Origin of the sequence: Pseudoalteromonas sp. MEBiC 03485 (assembly GCF_004195145.1) — a bacterium.
GTDB lineage: Bacteria > Pseudomonadota > Gammaproteobacteria > Enterobacterales > Alteromonadaceae > Pseudoalteromonas > Pseudoalteromonas apostichopi.
The window spans coordinates 949206-967669 of the sequence record NZ_SGBT01000001.1; the positions used below are offsets into that span (position 1 = coordinate 949206).

At 43.3% G+C, this 18464-nt stretch carries 14 protein-coding genes; 8 read left to right on the top strand and 6 right to left on the bottom strand.

What is annotated here, in order from left to right; genetic code table 11:
• Positions 1 to 86 precede the first annotated feature (86 nt).
• A complete protein-coding gene (tkt, locus tag EVU92_RS04435) occupies positions 87 to 2087 on the top strand; it encodes a transketolase (RefSeq protein ID WP_130050169.1) in 2001 nt (666 codons plus the stop codon).
• Positions 2088 to 2206: 119 nt separating this feature from the next.
• Here the strand turns inward: tkt and tal are convergent, their stop codons facing one another.
• Positions 2207 to 3160 carry a transaldolase gene (gene tal / locus EVU92_RS04440; RefSeq protein ID WP_130050170.1) on the bottom strand — a complete coding sequence of 318 codons (954 nt, stop codon included), beginning with the start codon at positions 3158 to 3160 and terminating at the stop codon, positions 2207 to 2209.
• 231 nt (positions 3161 to 3391) lie between these two features.
• Here tal and EVU92_RS04445 point away from each other — a divergent pair, with 231 nt between their 5' ends.
• The 7 genes from EVU92_RS04445 (at position 3392) to EVU92_RS04475 (ending at position 11486) form a co-directional block, all read left to right on the top strand.
• A complete protein-coding gene (locus EVU92_RS04445) occupies positions 3392 to 5044 on the top strand; it encodes a ribulokinase (protein WP_130050171.1) in 1653 nt (550 codons plus the stop codon).
• Entirely contained in the window at positions 5041 to 5736 is a 696-nt protein-coding gene (locus EVU92_RS04450) for an L-ribulose-5-phosphate 4-epimerase (protein ID WP_063528078.1), read from the top strand. Before EVU92_RS04445 ends, EVU92_RS04450 begins: the two co-directional genes overlap by 4 nt.
• 23 nt (positions 5737 to 5759) lie before the next feature.
• Positions 5760 to 7259, top strand: a complete 1500-nt coding sequence (araA, locus tag EVU92_RS04455) for an L-arabinose isomerase (protein WP_130050172.1) — start codon at positions 5760 to 5762, stop codon at positions 7257 to 7259.
• A gap of 136 nt (positions 7260 to 7395) precedes the next feature.
• The gene (locus tag EVU92_RS04460; protein ID WP_130050173.1) at positions 7396 to 7980 is read left to right on the top strand and encodes a beta-phosphoglucomutase family hydrolase; all 585 of its coding nucleotides are present in this window, start codon (positions 7396 to 7398) and stop codon (positions 7978 to 7980) included.
• 71 nt (positions 7981 to 8051) lie between these two features.
• Positions 8052 to 9263, top strand: a complete 1212-nt coding sequence (locus EVU92_RS04465; protein WP_130050174.1) for an aldose epimerase family protein — start codon at positions 8052 to 8054, stop codon at positions 9261 to 9263.
• Positions 9264 to 9275: 12 nt separating this feature from the next.
• Complete coding sequence (locus tag EVU92_RS04470) at positions 9276 to 11222, top strand: RICIN domain-containing protein (protein WP_233786773.1); 1947 nt, start codon at positions 9276 to 9278, stop codon at positions 11220 to 11222.
• Between the two features lie 57 nt (positions 11223 to 11279).
• Positions 11280 to 11486: a hypothetical protein gene (locus EVU92_RS04475; RefSeq protein WP_130050175.1), complete on the top strand. Its 207-nt coding sequence runs from the start codon at positions 11280 to 11282 to the stop codon at positions 11484 to 11486.
• Here the strand turns inward: EVU92_RS04475 and EVU92_RS04480 are convergent.
• From EVU92_RS04480 to EVU92_RS04500, 5 genes are all read right to left on the bottom strand, one after another.
• Complete coding sequence (locus EVU92_RS04480) at positions 11483 to 11878, bottom strand: DUF4019 domain-containing protein (RefSeq protein WP_130050176.1); 396 nt, start codon at positions 11876 to 11878, stop codon at positions 11483 to 11485. The two genes, EVU92_RS04475 and EVU92_RS04480, sit on opposite strands and share 4 nt — an antisense overlap.
• A gap of 173 nt (positions 11879 to 12051) precedes the next feature.
• Complete coding sequence (locus tag EVU92_RS04485; protein WP_130050177.1) at positions 12052 to 12486, bottom strand: DUF4019 domain-containing protein; 435 nt, start codon at positions 12484 to 12486, stop codon at positions 12052 to 12054.
• Between the two features lie 421 nt (positions 12487 to 12907).
• Positions 12908 to 13405 (bottom strand): hypothetical protein, encoded by a 498-nt coding sequence (locus EVU92_RS04490; protein WP_233786772.1) that lies wholly within the window; start codon positions 13403 to 13405, stop codon positions 12908 to 12910.
• A gap of 52 nt (positions 13406 to 13457) precedes the next feature.
• Positions 13458 to 16883, bottom strand: coding sequence for a LamG-like jellyroll fold domain-containing protein (locus tag EVU92_RS04495; RefSeq protein WP_130050178.1), 3426 nt, complete (start codon positions 16881 to 16883; stop codon positions 13458 to 13460).
• Between the two features lie 353 nt (positions 16884 to 17236).
• The gene (locus EVU92_RS04500) at positions 17237 to 18199 is read right to left on the bottom strand and encodes a glycoside hydrolase family 43 protein (protein WP_054562986.1); all 963 of its coding nucleotides are present in this window, start codon (positions 18197 to 18199) and stop codon (positions 17237 to 17239) included.
• Positions 18200 to 18464 lie beyond the last annotated feature (265 nt).

Sequence of the window (18464 nt, forward strand, 5' to 3'; positions counted from 1 at the left end):
ACGGGGGCTGGCGGTTTATTAAGTTGCTATTTGGGTGAGTTTTTGCGATATTAATTATATTATAATATTAACAGGAAGCTAATTAGATGACTCTGCCTAGTTCTCAATCTGCAAATGCTATTCGCATACTTGCTGTCGATGCCGTTCAACAAGCTAACTCTGGCCACCCAGGTGCGCCTATGGGTATGGCTGATATTGCAGCTGTATTGTGGCAAAACTTTCACCGTCATAATCCACTAAATCCAGACTGGTCTAACCGTGACCGCTTTGTGTTATCAAATGGCCATGGTTCAATGCTTCAATATGCATTGTTACACCTAAGCGGTTACGACGTAAGCATCGAAGATATTAAGCAATTCCGTCAGCTTCATTCTAAAACACCGGGTCACCCAGAATATGGTTACACACCAGGTGTTGAAACAACTACAGGTCCATTAGGTTCAGGTATTGCTAACGCGGTTGGTATGGCCATCGCTGAAAAAACCTTAGCAGCGCAATTTAATAAGCCACAGTTTGATATTGTTGATCACTTCACTTACTGCTTTATGGGTGATGGTTGTTTAATGGAAGGTATCTCGCACGAAGCATGTTCGCTGGCAGGTACATTAGGTCTTGGCAAGCTAATCGCATTCTGGGATGACAATGGCATCTCTATCGATGGTGAAGTAGAAGGTTGGTTCACCGACGATACACCTGCACGTTTTGAATCTTACGGTTGGCAAGTTATTCGTGATGTTGATGGCCACGATATGCATGCGATTGCTGGTGCAATCGAAGCGGCACAAAGCAACACCACGCAACCAACACTAATCTGTTGTAAAACAGTGATTGGTTTTGGCTCGCCAAATAAATCAGGTAGCCACGACTGTCACGGCGCACCACTTGGTCACGACGAAATTGCCGCAGTACGTGAACAGCTAAACTGGCCACACCCAGCATTTGAAGTTCCACAAGAGGTTTATAACGAGTGGAATAATCAAGCGAAAGGACAAGAGCTTGAAGGTGCATGGCAGCAAAAGTTTGCAGCTTATAGCAAAGCACATCCTGAACTTGCAAAAGAATATACTCGTCGTGTCTTGGAAAAAGCATTACCAGCTAACTTTGCTGAATTAGCTGATGAGTACATTGCTAAATGCCAAGCTGACATGCAAAACATTGCGACACGTAAAGCATCACAAAATGCGATCACTTTCTTTGCTAACCAGCTTCCTGAACTAATGGGTGGCTCTGCTGACCTTGCAGGTTCTAACTTGACCTTATGGCCAGAAGCAAAAGGCTTACAAGATGCAGCTGATGGTAACTACGTATTCTATGGCGTACGTGAGTTTGGTATGAGCGCAATCATGAATGGTATTGCATTACATGGTGGCTTTATCCCATTTGGCGCAACCTTCTTAATGTTTATGGAATACGCACGTAATGCAGTACGCATGGCAGCATTAATGAAAGCACAGAGCATTTTTGTGTATACCCATGACTCAATCGGTCAAGGTGAAGATGGTCCAACTCACCAACCAATCGAGCAAATCGCTAACCTTCGCATGACACCAAATATGACTGCATGGCGTCCATGTGATGAAACTGAAACAGCGGTAGCTTGGCGCCAAGCGTTATTAAAAGAAACCGGCCCAAGTTCACTGATCTTCAGCCGTCAGGGTACAAAAGCAATGGCTCGTGATGCACGGCAAGTTGCTGACATTGCAAAAGGGGGTTATGTACTTGTTGATAGCGAACAAGCTGCAGAGCTTATTCTTATTGCAACGGGTTCTGAGGTTGAACTAGCTGTGAATGCCGCTGCTGAATTAACAGCACAAGGCAAGCAAGTTCGCGTGGTATCTATGCCATCAACGAATCAGTTTGACAGCCAAGACAAAGCATACCGTCAAAGCGTGCTACCAACTGGTACACCAAAGATTGCTGTTGAAGCTGCGCACCGTGACTTCTGGTTTAAGTATGTTGGCCAAGATGGTGATGTACTAGGCATGGATACATTTGGTGAGTCAGCGCCTGGTGCCGTATTGCTTGAGCATTTTGGTTTCACAGTGGCAAACCTAGTTGCAAAAGCAAACGCATTACTTGCTGAATAATGTGACAGGCGAAAAAATTATCGTAATCGCAACACGATAAGCCTGCTTTTACTAAAAGGCAGGCAATAAAAAGCCCGCAAACCTTGGTTTGCGGGCTTTTTGCTGCTTAAACAATCGGTTTAAACTAGTTCGCTTAAGATTGACTCTAGTTTCTCTTGGTCAATTGCGAATTGACGAATACCTTGGCTTAGTTTTTCAGTTGCCATGGCATCTTCATTCATTTCCCAGCGGAAAGCCTGCTCAGTCATTGCTGCTGGCGCTTCTGCTTTTTCTGTTGCTGGTAATAGTTTTTGAGTTAATGGTGCGTCAGTTGCAGCTAGTTCAGCAAGTAGCTTAGGGCTGATAGTTAAACGGTCACAACCTGCTAATTGTTGGATTTCACCGATGTTACGGAAGCTCGCGCCCATTACAATCGTGTCGTAGCCGTGCTTTTTGAAGTAGTTGTAGATATGCGTTACTGACTTAACGCCCGGATCGTTAGCACCGTCGAAATCAGCGCTTGCATCTTGTGCTTTGTACCAATCAAGAATACGGCCAACGAATGGTGAAATTAGGTAAGCGCCCACCTCGGCACAAGCACGTGCTTGAGCAAATGCAAATACCAGCGTTAGGTTACAACGAATACCTTTTGCTTCAAGTACTTTAGCCGCTTGAATACCTTCCCATGTTGAAGCAATTTTAATTAACACGCGCGATGTGTCGATGCCTTGCTCTTTATATAGAGCAACAAGCTCAAGTGCTTTATCAATGGTTGCCTGAGTATCAAATGATAAACGCGCATCAACTTCTGTTGAAACTAAACCTGGCACTTGCTCCATTAATTTAGAGCCAATTAATACCGCTAGTTTGTCAGCTGCTTTTGTTACAACTTCAGCTGCGTCACTGCTTTGTGCTTTTGCCCATGATACGGCTTCTGCAGCGAGTGGGCGATATTTCTCAATTTGAATCGCGTTTAAGATGAGTGATGGGTTTGTTGTTGCATCTTGCGGTTTATATTCGTTGATTGCTTCAAAATCACCCGTGTCAGCAACAACGGTTGTCACTGCTTTAAGTTGTTCTAATTGACTAGACATAGTTATCCCATTCTTATCATACAAAAGTTAATGTAGTGGCTTTAACCTATTATTTGTGCTGAAAAAACAATCTAATCTTCCAGAGAAAGTGCGCAAAAAATCGCCCTCCAGCAGCAAATAATCCTGTTAATAATATTTTTATAATACCTTTACAATCTGGTATTGTTGATATTATCATACAAATAAAGATAATGACTAACAATGTTAGTAAGCAATTAGTGAAAGGTAATTATGTCTCGTTATACGTTGGGATTAGACTACGGGTCGGACTCGGTAAGAGCATTACTCGTTGATGTTGCGACTGGTGAAGAACTTGCCAGCCATTTAGTAAACTACCCGCGCTGGGCACAAGGTTTATATTGTGACCCAAGTAAAGATCAGTTTCGTCAGCATCCACAAGACTATATCGATAGCCTTGTAGAAGTAGTAAATGGTCTTTGGTCACAAGTTCCAGCAGGTACTGCAGACAAAGTAGTGGGTATGAGCTTTGATACGACTGGCTCAACACCTGTAGCAATTAATAGCCAAGGTACACCACTGGCATTAACTGAAGAATTTGCAGAAAACCCAAATGCAATGTTCATTTTGTGGAAAGACCATACGTCTATTAAAGAAGCAAATGAAATCACTGCAGCTGCAACTAACAACGATGTGAACTACCTTTCACACATGGGCGGTATCTACTCTTCTGAGTGGTACTGGGCCAAAGCATTACATATTTTCCGCGTTGATAGCAGTGTTAAAGCAGCCACTTATTCATGGGTTGAGCACTGCGATTGGATGACCGCGCTAATGTGCGGCACTACACACCCTGAAGCATTAAAGCTAGGTCGTTGTGCAACGGGCCACAAACAAATGTGGAACGAGCAGTGGGGCGGTTTCCCACCAAACAGCTTCTTCAGCAATATCGATCCACTATTAGATGGTGTTGTTGATACGTTAAATGCAACGACAGAGCCAAGCGACCAAGTTGCTGGCAACTTAACTGCAGAGTGGGCCGAGAAGCTAGGTTTACCACAAGGTATCGTAATTGGTTACGGTGCATTTGACTGTCACATGGGTGCAGTCGCTGCCAATGTTCGCCCTGGTGTTCTAACCAAAGTAATGGGTACCTCAACGTGTGACATCACAGTAACGTCTAAAGAACAACTAGGTGATACTTGCGTTAAGGGTATTTGTGGTCAAGTTGATGGCTCAGTGATCCCAGGGTTAATTGGCTTAGAAGCCGGTCAATCTGCATTCGGTGACTTATACGCATGGTTCAAGAACTTAGTACTTTGGCCAACTCGTCAACTTACAAATCTATCTGACGCTGAACAAGCGTTAGTTAACAAGCTAGAAGATTCAATCTTAGTTGATCTATCAAAAGCAGCGGCAGCACTGCCTGTAACAAGCAACGATGTAACTGCGCTTGATTGGGTAAATGGTCGTCGTACGCCTGATGCTGACCAAAGCGTTGCCATGGCATTAACAGGCTTAAAGATGGGCACTGATGCACCTAAGTTCTTCAAAGCACTTGTTGAAGCAACTGCCTTTGGCGCACGTGCTATCACTGAGCGTTTCCGTAGCGAGGGCGTGCCAATCGAGTCAGTAGTTGTTATCGGCGGTATTTCTAAAAAATCAGACTACGTAATGCAAACGTGTGCTGATGTTTGGAACTGCCCAATTGACGTTTTAGAAAGTGAGCAAAGTTGTGCATTAGGTGCGGCAATTATGGCTGCGGTTGCTGCGGGTGAGCACGCAACAGTGGCAGATGCTCAAAAAGTGATGGCGTCGTCAGTATGTCATCAGTACTTACCAAACCCTGAGCGCGTTGCTGTGTATGACGAGCTTTATGCTAACTACCAAGCACTTGCAAGCTATGTAAACGGAGACAAGGCATGAGTTTTACTGAACTAAAACGTGAAGTCTATGAAGCGAACATGGAGCTGCAACGTCGTGGCTTAGTAATTTATACCTTTGGTAACGTATCACAAATCGACCGAGACAAAGGCGTGATTGCGATTAAACCAAGTGGTGTATCGTACGACCAAATGAAGGCCGACGACATGGTGATCGTCGACCTTGAAAACAACATTGTTGAAGGGTCTATGCGTCCGTCTTCTGACACAAAAACACATGTTCATTTATATCGCCACTTTGATTCAATTGGCGGTGTAACACACACCCATTCGACCTATGCAACTGCATGGGCGCAAGCAAAACAAAGCATTCCTTGCCTTGGCACAACTCACGCTGACTATGTACACGGTGACATCACCTGTACCCGTGAGCTAACCGATGAGCAAGTGAATGGCGATTATGAATTAGAAACCGGTATTCAAATTACTGATGCGTATCAAGACCGCGATCCGAAAGCTGCACCTATGGTGATTGTTGCGGGTCATGCGCCTTTTACGTGGGGTAAAGATGCCGCTCAGTCTGTATACCATGCCGCGCTACTCGAAGAGATTGCACGCATGGCGTATTTAACACGCACTTTAGATCCACACGCAGCTGAACTTAAAAAAGCAGTGATGGATAAACATTATCTACGTAAGCACGGTAAAAACGCGTATTACGGTCAGAGCAAATAGCAAGAATTTAGAGGATTATTAACATGACGACGATGACGAAAGAAGTCTGGTTTGTTACCGGCTCACAACATCTTTATGGTCCTAAGGTGTTAGAAACGGTTGCCAAAGACAGCGAAGCAATTGTAGCGGGCTTAAACAGCGAAGCGAATCTACCGGTAAACTTGGTATGTAAGCCTACCGTTAAGTCACCTGAAGAAATTCATGCTGTTTGCCAGGCGGCAAATACGGATCCTAACTGTGTTGGTTTAGTATTATGGATGCACACTTTCTCACCTGCGAAAATGTGGATTGCTGGCCTAAGCGAATTACGTAAGCCTTGGTTACACCTTCATACTCAGTTCAATGCAGCCCTTCCTTGGTCTGACATCAACATGAATTACATGAATACGCACCAAAGTGCACACGGTGACCGTGAGTTCGGTTTCATCGGTACTGTCATGCGTAAAGAGCGTAAAGTTGTTGCGGGTCACTGGCAACGTGCTGATGTACAACAGCAGTTAGATGACTGGTGTCGTGCGGCGAAAGGTTGGGCAGAAAGCCAAACACTTAAAGTTGCGCGTTTTGGCGACAACATGCGTCAAGTTGCGGTGACTGAAGGTAACAAAGTTTCAGCACAAATTACATTTGGTTATGAAGTACACGCGTTTGGTGTCGCTGAGCTTGTAAAAGTGGTTGATACCATCACTGAAGAAGAAGTTGATGCGCAGTTAGAGCTTTATAAGCAAGACTACGTAATTGCTGACGAAACGCTACAAGACGATTACGCAGTGAAAATGCTACGCAACGAAGCGCGTTTAGAGCTTGGTATGGAGCGCTTCTTAGAGAAAGGCGGCTTTAAAGCATTCACAAACTGTTTTGAAGACTTATCAGGTCTTTCTGGTCTTCCGGGTCTTGCTACACAGCGCCTAATGTCGAAAGGCTATGGTTACGGTGGTGAGGGTGACTGGAAAACAGCTGCTATGGTTCGCATCATGAAAGTAATGGGTGAAGGCCGTGACGGCGGTTGTTCATTCATGGAAGATTACACTTACAACATGGGTGAGACTGACCAAGTACTTGGCGCGCACATGTTAGAAGTGTGTCCTTCAATTGCAGCGCAAAAACCACGCCTTGAAGTTCACCAGCACACGATCGGTGTGAAATGTGATGTAGGTCGTTTATTGTTTACTGCAAAACCGGGTGCAGCAATTAACGTATCACCAATTGATATGGGTAACCGTTTCCGTATTCTAATTAACGAAGTAGATACAGTGGCCCCGCCAGCTGATTTACCTCACTTACCGGTTGCTTCAGCGCTTTGGGAACCAAAACCAAATCTATCTGTAGCATCAGCTGCATGGATCCACGCCGGTGGTGCACACCACACTGCATACAGCCAAGCAGTAACAACCGATATGATTGTCGATTTTGCAGAAATGGCTGGCGTTGAAACGATGATCATCGATAACGATACGACGATCCGTGGTTTCAAAACAGAGCTTCGTCATAACGCAGCTTACTACATGCTAAAACGTGGCCTGTAAGAATTAGTACTTTATGTACTAGAACGTGCTGTGTGTGAGCACGTTCACCCCAAATTTTGTTGTCGATTAAGCCAGTGATGAGCCACGCTCTTCGCTGGCTTATGCTATTGTGAAGCGAAACTTTTTAGGAGTAGATATGATCGATTTAAGCGCCTACCAAGGCATTATTTTTGATATGGATGGCACCTTAATTGACTCAATGGGCAGTCACTTACAGGCATGGCAGAAAGCTTGCGAAGCCTATGGCTATCCATTCGATTACGACTACATGTACAGCTTAGGTGGCATTCCGACCGTTAAAACAATTGAAATGCTTAATGAAAAATTTGGCTTAGATCATGACCCTCTAGTTGTGGCAAAAGATAAACACCAATTTTGGGTTGATTTACAGCACCAACCGCTAGTGATTGACGAAACCGTCGCAGTACTTGAAAAGTACCATGGTGTATTACCGATGGGTGTGGGCACAGGTGCTGACCGCGAACATGCAATTGATCATTTAACTGATACCAATTTAATAAATAAAATTGGAGCGTTAGTGACTGCCAGTGATGTAAGTAAAGGCAAGCCAAACCCTGAAACATTCTTAAAAGTGGCAGAGCAATTAGGTGTTGAGCCAAGCCTGTGTGTGGTGTTTGAAGACACGCAAATTGGCTATCAAGCTGCCAAAAGTGCGGGAATGGATTGCATCATGGTGAAAGACGGAAAAATCCAACTTTAGCGATTAAATTTGCAATGGCACCCTTATTTGTATTATAAAACTATAAATACAATTACAAAAAGGTTATTCATATGTCATTGCAATGTGTTTTCCAAGGTTTAAAAACAACTCATCAAACAGCCAGTTCGAACACGAAAAAGTCGCGCGGGCTTTATGCATTGTTGGTGACATGTGGGATTGCCCTTACACCAGCTTGTGCTCATCAAGGAGACAATATGACTACTTCCCCTTCAGCATCAATGACGGCCTATGGCGTACTCGCTGATCAAACGCCAGTAAATCAAGTAACGCTGACTAACAGCAATGGTATTAGTGTTGATGTAATCAACTACGGCGGCATTATCACGCGTATTGAAACACCTGATGCAAAAGGTGAAATGGGTAATATTGTTCTCGGTTTAGATAACCTAGAAGCGTACACAAAAGCGACAACTTACTACGGTGCAATCATCGGTCGTTTTGGTAACCGTATCGCAAACGGTAAATTCACGTTAAATGGCACTGAATACCAATTAGCAACCAACGATGGTGACAACCATTTACACGGTGGTGTGCAAGGTTTCGATAAAAAAGTGTGGAACATGACACCGTTCACGACGCAAAACAGCGCAGGTGTTACCTTAAGCTTAGTGAGCCCTGATGGTGACCAAGGCTACCCGGGTGAAGTGACGACAGAAGTGACTTACACGCTAACGAACAACAACACGCTAGATATGCAGTTTATTGCTACAACAAGCAAGCCTACTATCATCAATATGACACAGCACAGCTACTTCAACCTAGCGGGTAAAGGCGACATTCTTGATCACCAAATGCAAATTAACGCAAAAGCAATTACGCCTGTGGATGGCGGCTTGATCCCAACTGGTGAGGTGATGGATGTGGCTGGCACACCGTTTGACTTCCGTACAGCTAAAGCAATCGGTCAAGATATCAAAGCAAGCAACGAACAACTGAAACTTGGTAAAGGTTATGACCATAACTTTGTGCTTAAAGACACGCCAAGCAATGAGCTTATTGAAGCTGCTACGGTTTACGAAGCAAACTCTGGCCGTACGTTAAAAGTTTACACAGAAGAGCCTGCAGTACAGTTTTATTCAGGTAACTTCTTAGACGGTAGTACTGTGCAAGCGTCTGGCTTAGTGCATAATTTTAGAAGTGGTTTTTGTTTAGAGCCACAGCATTTCCCTGATGCACCAAATCAGCCAACGTTCCCAAGCACAACATTATTACCGGGTGAAGTGTATTCAACACGCATCGTGTACGAATTTGGTACAAAATAAAGGAACACAATCGTGAAAACAACAAAGCTTAAAAGCGCAATGCAAAAGGCTGGTTTAGCTAGCCTATTTGCCTTGTCGTTTGGTGCTCTGACGGGCTGTCAGACTACGGCTGAAGACAACACAGCCAAAGCAGATGTCGCAGCCGCAGCAAAAGCACCAATCCAAGATAATGGTATTTTTACCAATCCACTTTTTCCAAATGGCGCCGATCCATGGCTTGAGTACTGGGATGGTAACTATTACCTGACCACAACAACATGGACATCTGAGTTAGTGATGCGTAAATCACCAACACTAGCTGGCCTTGCTGATGCAACCCCTGTCAATGTTTGGTCTGATTCAAACCCTGAGCGTTGTTGTAACTTCTGGGCGTTTGAATTCCATCGTCTAAAAGGGCCAAACGGTTACCGTTGGTACATGATGTACACAGCTGGTACTGATGGCACTCTAGATAACCAACACTTAAATGTATTAGAAAGTGCTGGTGATGATCCTATGGGCCCATATGAATACAAGGGCGCATTAATGCCTAACGTATGGAACATCGACGGTAACTACCTAACGTATAAAGACAAGCTATATGTGATCTACTCACAATGGCAAGGCGATCAGCAATTAAACATTATTGCTGAAATGGAAAACCCATGGACACTGAAAGAGAACTCACCGCATACGGTGATCACGCGTCCTGAGCTAGATTGGGAAATCAGTGGTCGTAAAGTAACTGAAGGCGCTGAAATTTTACAGCACAATGGCCGTACGTTTATGACGTACTCAGCAAGCTTCTGTAATACGCCAGATTACAAACTAGGCATGCTTGAACTTGTTGGTGACGATCCGCTTAAAGCGAGCAGCTGGAAAAAATACGACAAGCCAGTATTTGAGCGTACAGAAGAAGTGTTTGGCCCTGGCCACAACGGCTTTTTCACATCGCCAGACGGCACAGAAGATTGGTTAGTTTATCACGGTAATGATTCGGTAGAGCACGGTTGTAGTGCGACTCGCTCATTACGCGCACAAAAATTTACTTGGAATGACGATGGCACGCCAAGCTTTGGTAAACCATTAACACCAGGCGTTGAAGTAGCACCGCCATCAGGTGAATACGGTCCACTGGTAACACGAGTGCAAGGTCAGCGCTACCAATTAGTGAATGCAACAAGCGGCTTATGTTTAGATATTGCAGCTGATCCACAAGATGCACGTGCTGTACAACGTCAGTGTGCGAGCACCAATGGTCAATGGGTTATTGATGCAACAACAGATGGTTTTGTTCGTTTAGCTAACCGTGAAGATAGCAAGTTTTTAGAACTTGAAAGCTGTAATGATGCCGATAACGCTAAAGTGCAATCTGCAGCATGGCGCAATAACTTCTGCCAGCAATGGAAAGTAGCACCAAGCACAGATGGTAATGTATCTATTACTAACCGTTACACAGGCAAGCCATTAGCGGTTGCGGGCTGTTCTGCTGCACAAAACCAAGCAGTTTTACAGCAAAGCGACGCAACAGCGTGTGGCGACTGGCAATTACGCCCTATGGGTAGTGTTGTAGTATTAAGCCAACAAAGCGGTAAAGCACTTAGTGTGGCCGGTACGGATAAAGTGGGTACCAATGTTGAGCAACAAGCCTATACACATAAAGATGCACAACAATGGTTCTTCACACCAACAGATACAGGTTATGTGAGCCTTAAACAAAGCGCTGACAGCGAGTTCTGTGCTGCGGTAGCTGATAACGCCTTAGTACCTGGTGCCAACGTAGAAATGGCTTCTTGTACGGCGAAAACAGCACAGTGGCGTATTGCTCCGGTAGAAGGCGGTGGCGTGATGCTAATCAACCGCTACACAAAACAAGCGCTTGGTTTAAGTAACTGTGGTTTAGCTGAAAACACTAACTTCGCACAACAACCTGATTTAGGTAACAAGTGCCAAGTGTTCCATCTGCGTGAACCAAATTAAGTTATAAGTAAAAAATCGACTCAACCAAAGCCACTTCATTTATGAGTGGCTTTTTTTGTGGCTGTCAGCCTTCAGCTGTCAGTTTTTAGCCGAGCGATGTTGTATGTTGGTGATATGTTTGTCTGCTTGATGGGTGTTGATTTCATGACGCGCCAAGCAAGCGTGACGCCTACCACACTACTTGCCTTGCTCATTCTTCGGGTAGGTTGGTTTGAGCGAAGCGAAACCCAACATACCCCATCTAAGCCTCTGCAAATCTTTTAATTAATAAAATAACCCAAAGGTTGCCACTGGCCACTATTTTTACTTAGGCTAATTGTTTCAACCGCTTGCTCTTTATTCATGAACTGGCTTTGAAATTGAATGATCACGTATTCGCCATCAGGTGTTCCGGGTAAAGAATCGTACTTCATCAGGCTTAAATTCTTACGTAAAATCACTTTGCCAAGTGGGACACGAACTTGTTTTAACACGTTACTCCAGTTACTTTGCGGCATTGCTTGTTTAAACAATGAGTCTGTTTGCTGCCAGCTTTGCTGATACTGACCATTATCAATTAATACGAGCCAGCTTTTAGCGCGATTTATAACCTCGAGTTCTTCAGCGTTTGCACAAAAGCAGCTTAAAAAAGTGATCAGTAAGAGCATTTTTCTCATAGCAATTCCATTTACTTGTTGTTTATTGAATTCGTCTTGAAGTGTTTTTATGTTACGGCGACGAACAATAAATACTATTCATCAATTGTGCGGTTTATTTTCCCGCAGATAAGCATTTTGACTGCCGATAAATCTTACAGCACATAGCTCAAGGTGCTTTGTACTGTTTTAAACTAATTGATCAAGTAACCCAGCGGATGCCAGCCGTCAGCAGCTTTACTAAGACTTAGCGTTTCAATCACAGCTTCTTTATTCATGAACTCGGTTTGAAACTTGACCACTAAATACTCACCATTTGGCAGACCGGGTAATGAGTCATATTTTGCTGTGCCAAAATAGGTGCGAGACATAACTCGGCCTAAAGGAACGCGTATTTGATTTAAGGCAGTTTGCCAGCGAGCTTTGGGCGTGGTGCTTTGAAAGACCTGATCAGCTTGCTGCCAGCTCTCGTGGTACTCACCCGAATCAACCAAGTTTAACCATGCTCTGGCAGTTGCAATAGGGTTTTCCTCTTCAGCATTGGCAAATAAACAAACCAATAATGATGTCAGTAAAAATAGTTTTTGTAGCGTAAATCCATTTACAGAAAGTAATAAAATTTGACGCATAAGACGCCCTCACTTCGTTCATAGGGTGAATTCATAATACGAATGAGTTGGTTAATTTCTATACTAAAAAAGTGTTAGTAAAGGTGTTTTGGTGAGATTTAAGTGTTGTTTTTTATTTGAACGATCTTTGCAACTGAGTCCTCAAAGTGGCGATGTAGATTAAATTATTAAGTTTATACTGTTGATTTGTTGAGCAAAAAAAGTCGTGTTAACAGCTGCTAAATGTAACGACAATGACCATAAATAACTCTTATTTTTACTGCTAAGGAAGTTTCGTATTTGCGTGCTCGATATTTCAGAGCCCGCATAGTTACTGGGTTTTTGACCCTTTTTTGGGTTTTATGGGAGAAATAAGCGAGGGGAAAGCGACAAGAGTAAAGCTTGAGACGTAAAGCTTATAGCTCAAAACTTACAGCTTCCATCAAACCAGCACACTCATTAGCACTCCTGGGTCGCTAATACCTGCTTCTTTTAGCGCGTCGCTAATTGATTGGCTAAGAGTCATTATTTGCGTTTGAATTTCCATGACCATTTTGGTCTGCGTTTCAACTTGCACTTTTACAGCTTCATCTTCTTGGTTTTTAAGTGCTTGCAGTTTGGCTAATTGCTCTTTGGCAAGTTCAAGTTGCTCTTTAAGCTTTTCTAGCTGTTCAACCATTTTGCGAATATGAGCAGGGAGTTCGCTAGTTATTTCTTCTTTTTGAGCGGGCTCTGTTTCACGACCAGAGAGTTTATTTATCTCTAGGTTGCTGAGTTTGTAGCCTACTTTTGGGTTGGTATTACCGCTTGCTGTATCTGCGTTTGAGATAGTTAACGCACTTGCTAATGAGTTAATAGCCATAATGATAGCGATGAAAGTGAATGATATGTACGTATCGGCAAGGGGTACTAAAGCTTTAGAAAAAAGCCGGGTTTTCACCCGGCCTTTCCAGACAACAAATAGTTGAGGTGAGGCAGCTCACCTCACTTTGTTACTCTTGTGCAGCAGCTGCATCGTAGAGTGCTTTTATTTCTTCAGCACTAATCGCACCGTTGAAAATTTTCAGTTCATCGATAGCACCGTTATAAGGTGTATCCCAGTAGTTAACACCGAGTGCAAACTCATTTGTTTCACCAGGAACCGTGAATACGCGCGGGAAGCCACCGGTTTCTAGCTGTAGTTCACCGTTAACATACATCTTCAACACGTCACCGTTGGTACCATCAACAGTGAATGCAACGTGAGTCCACTCTTTTGCAGGAATACGGCTATCTAGTTCTGCATTATCGAAGAAGGCCCCGTTATTTGCCCATAAACGAGTTAGGCCTGTACCAGCCATAGATGGCACATAACTTAACCAAGCGTTAGCACTTGCTCCGGCAAAAAATACGGATGTGTAATCTGTGAAGCTTTCAGGTTTAAGCCACATAGATACAGAGTAGTCATTGGTTGTGATTAGGTTATCCGGTAGACGAACACCTGAACCTTCAAGGAATACTGCTTGGCCAATAATACCGTCAACATAGCTCACGCTACCGCCTGTATTATTGATGAAACCACCGGTTGATTTACCTGCCGCGTATGCGCCGTTTAATGCACTTAGGTCACCTTCAAAGCTGTATTCAGCAGGCGCAAGTGATTTTAAGGTTACATCGAATGACTTAGTATCAGTAAAGTCTTTGTACTTAATGGTTGCAGTTAATGTCACAACTTGGTCGCCAGCAGACGCGCTAGGTTGTGTCACAACAGCAGTGCCATTAACAGGTTTTAAGTACTCTTCGTTGTTTGACGTCCAGCTAATACCAGACACGAATGGACCTACACGTGGTAACTCAAAGCTTTCACGTACTGCAGATAAGTCACCTAAATCAAGTGCACTCTTAATGAATGCAGGGAAGTTATCTGGGTTGGTTTGGTTTGTCATTGCTGCAGCATTAATATTAAAACTATTAAGGGCATAGTCATATACAATGAATTCATCAATTTGACCTTGGAAAGGTAAATCCCAGCCGTAGTTCACACCCAGAGCAAAGTTACTAGATTCATGGCTGAACATATCTGGGCGAGGCATAGAGCCAACTAAGACCCCATCCGAGTAATAGTTCATAATCCCTTCATCATAGCTAATGGCCACATGAGTCCATTCGCTTTGAGTTGCTTTTTGCGTATGAACTATTTGATTCCATAGCTCTTCACCATTATCACCAAGATAAAAACTCCAAATTAATGGGTTTTCGGTAAAATGAGCAGCTCCACCAGGTATGTAGCTAATCCAACGATTGGCATTTTCTGCTGCAAAGAATAGTGGTGTGTAAGGAGTGAGTGTGTCTGGTTTTGACCAAAAAGAAACGGTAAAACTGTCAGAGTTAATGATTTCATCAGGTAAGCGTACGCCGGTTGCACCATCAAAGTTAAAGGCTTTACCTGTTTGACCTTCTGCGTATGCAGCTGTACCAGCACCCACATTTAACAGGTTGTTATCTGTTACACCAGCATCATCAAGGTTACCTAAGCCATCACTTAACGAATCTTCAAACGCATAGTGTGCAATCGCATTTTTAAACTCAGGGCGCGCCTCAAGGTTTACATTAAAAGTCTTGGTTGTGCTCTCGCCATTTAAAGAGATATTAGCCGTTAAAGTAACCGCTTTATCGCCGCGGTCTGGTGTTGGAATAAATACAGAGCCTTCACTGGTGATGTAGTATTCATCACTACTTTCCCAGTTAATTGCAGCACCATCTTTACCTTTTGTTGGTAATGAATAGCCTTCGTCTGCAATTGATAATTCCGTTTTAATATCAAGCGCTTCTTGAACAGTACCCAGTACGTTAGCAGTATCTGTGATTTCATCACGTTTACTTGCCCAAATGGTAGCACCTTCGCTTGATGTGGCCGATACAGTGACCGCCATCGCATTAGTTGCATCATCCCATTGCCATTTAGCTACGCCAAAGTAAGTACCAGAATCTAACTCAAGTTTAATATTTGAGTCATCAATCATGTACCAGATACCTGGATCATCACCCGTTACTGAGTGATCTTCGTTTAATGCAATATGCATTGAACGAATAGCATCTGTGTTTACATCGTTACCATGGTTGATAAATTTGTAGTAACCATAAAGTTCATCAGCAACAACCATGTTGTCGCCTTCAAGCGGCACATAACGTTGCGGTGAAGCCATTGGCCAACCTAATGAGTTAATAAACATTTCATGTACACGAACTTGGTGCGCTGCAGTATTTTCAGGGAACTCAGTAGACGTTTGTGGGAAACGTGTATGCGTTACTAAGATATGACGACCTGTCGCTTCATCATAGTAAGCAGAGTTATGGCCTGGTGATTGGTAGCCCCACGCTGGTGCTGTTTCGCCAAGTTCTTGCGTGTACTCAAAGCCGCCCATTAGTTTTTCGCCGACCTCTAGGCCGCCTATAGCTGCAATGTCATTACCTGCGTTATCGAAGTAAGGGCCATCAGGTGTTTTAGAGCGAGCAACACGGATGTTGTAACCACCGTTAAGATCAAACCCTGCAACTGAGAAGAATAGGTAGTAGTATTCACTTTCTGGGCTGTACATTACAAATGCCCCTTCCATTGCGCGGAAGTCACCGCCTACTAGCTTTTTACCATACCCTTGGCCTGCTTCTGGCATACCCGTTTCTTCGTCCATTGCTAGCACGAAAATACCGCCAGAGTAAGAGCCGTAAACCATCCAAAGTTTGCCGTCAGCATCGTAGAAGGCAGCAGGATCAATGGCATTAGGATCAACGGCACCGTTCCATGTTGTTTGGCCGTTATCAAGTGGGTATGCTGTAAATTCTGCTTCTGAGCGATAACCGCTGCGTAAGAAAATGCCTTTGTTTTTATACGGGCCTTCAATATTGTCCGCTTCAGCTAAACCAAGGTAAGAGCGATTCCAGCACACTTCATCAACAACATCCGGTGTATCTGGGTTGTCTTGTGCACAGTGGTTATAGTAGAACCAAAACTTGCCATTTGGTGCCTGAATAACATCAGCAGCCCAGTTTCCAGTGAAACCGTCTGTCCATTCGATGCCTTCGGCAATTTCAGCTGTGTAGTTGTAATCAAATAGCGGACTTTCATTAACAGCTTCGTTAGCTGAAAGACTCGAAATCATTTCCCAGTTCAAGAGATCAGTTGATTTAGCGGCAGCAAGGTGTGAACCAAAAATATAATAAGTGTCGTCAACTTTAACGACAGAAGGATCGTGCACGCTTACATTGGTAACCATTACGCTACCTGATTCAGTGTATTCAACACTGCTGCTTACTGTCGGTTTTGCACTTTGCGGGTCGGCAACCGCTGGTGCTGTGTCAAGCTTAGTACCATCTTCTTTGCCACAACCTGTAACAGCCAAAGAGCAGGCTATGACCATGGCTAATTTATTTAATTTCATTTTATGTGTCCTCTTGAAACTGGGATTCATTTTTTATTCGATTGTTGTCAATAAAATTGCCGCGTGCCTATATCAAACTAATAAGAACGTAGTATTGTAATTTTATAGTATGATTTAAAATGTGCAAATACTTTTGCAAAGGTAATTGATATGTAAACACGAAGTGTCAGTGTTTACAATGTGTGCAGCGGGGTTTTAATTTTTTCAAGCTGTCAATTTTGGCGTTTTTTCGCTGTTTTTGCTCTTTTCGGAGAAGTTTTTTGCTTAGCTTAAAGTGAGGGGTTTCCGGTAAATTTGTTTATTTGTATTACATTTGAGCACTAAAAAGGGCTCTTTAAGAGCCCCTCTTGAGATTACTTGTCTTGTTTACTTAGACCTTCAGTGGTCATGATAATACGTTTAAGTGTGCCATCTTCGTTGTAATAAAGCGGCTCAATCGCCACTGAACGGCGAAAACGCCCGCCACTTGGTTTGCCATCAATTGGTGGTACGGCACCAGTATGGTAAATAAAGTAGTCTTTACCTTTGTATTCGATGATTGATTGGTGGTTGGTTTCGCTGTTACCTGCGATCTCATTCAAGATACCTTTATATTCCCACGGGCCATGAATGCTTTTACTCATGGCATAACAGATCTTCTCAGGGAACTCACATGCGTACGATACATAGTAGTTGTCGTTTTTCTTATGAACCCATAACGCTTCGGTAAAGTTAGGTAAGTCTAGCGTTTTAATTTCACCATCAAGAGAGAGTAAATCGTCGCTTAGCTTTACGTATTTTGGCATTAAGTTACCAAAGAACATGTAAGTATCGCCGTTTTCTTCTGTATATATAGCAGGGTCGATGTCGTCCCAATCATTTGGCGTATGCTTGGTCATGTCATCGGTAACCAGTGCATGGCCAATTGCATCTTTAAATGGACCCGTTGGTGATTTAGAAGTAGCAACACCAATTGCAAAACCTGGTTTTGTATCGTTGTGGCGAACAGTTGTAAAGAAGTAGAAAGTGCCATCACGCTCAATCATATGTGAAGCCCATGCTTCACCTTTTGCCCATTTAAAGTCTGTTGCTTTCATGATTGGACCGTGTTTTTTCCAGTTAACCATATCTGTTGATGAAAAGGCTAACCAGTCATGCATTTCAAAAAATACGTCATTATTAGGTGCTTCATCATGACCTGTATAAAGGTATACGGTGTCGTTATGAACAAGTGCTGCAGGATCTGCAGTAAATACATCGGTGAATAATGGGTTTTGTGCAACGGCTAAGCTGCTCGAAAAAAGCAATGGCAGCGCTAACGCTTTCAATTTCTTCATGAGTGTCCTCTGTGATTAATAATTGTTGTTCGAACTGCTGCTTTTGTACTTAAGGCTCGCTCTAAGTGACCAGATAATACACAGTGTACGCCTGATTATACTGAGTAACTGATTGTTTACATCAAAACAAATCAGCAAAAGTGCAGCAAAAAATAGCTCTATATTGTATTATTGTATTTTAATCATAGTAGCACCAAAATACGCCGAGTAAATAACTTGTTAGCCCTTTTTTGTTGCTCTAGATGAGTGAAAGACAAATTAAATA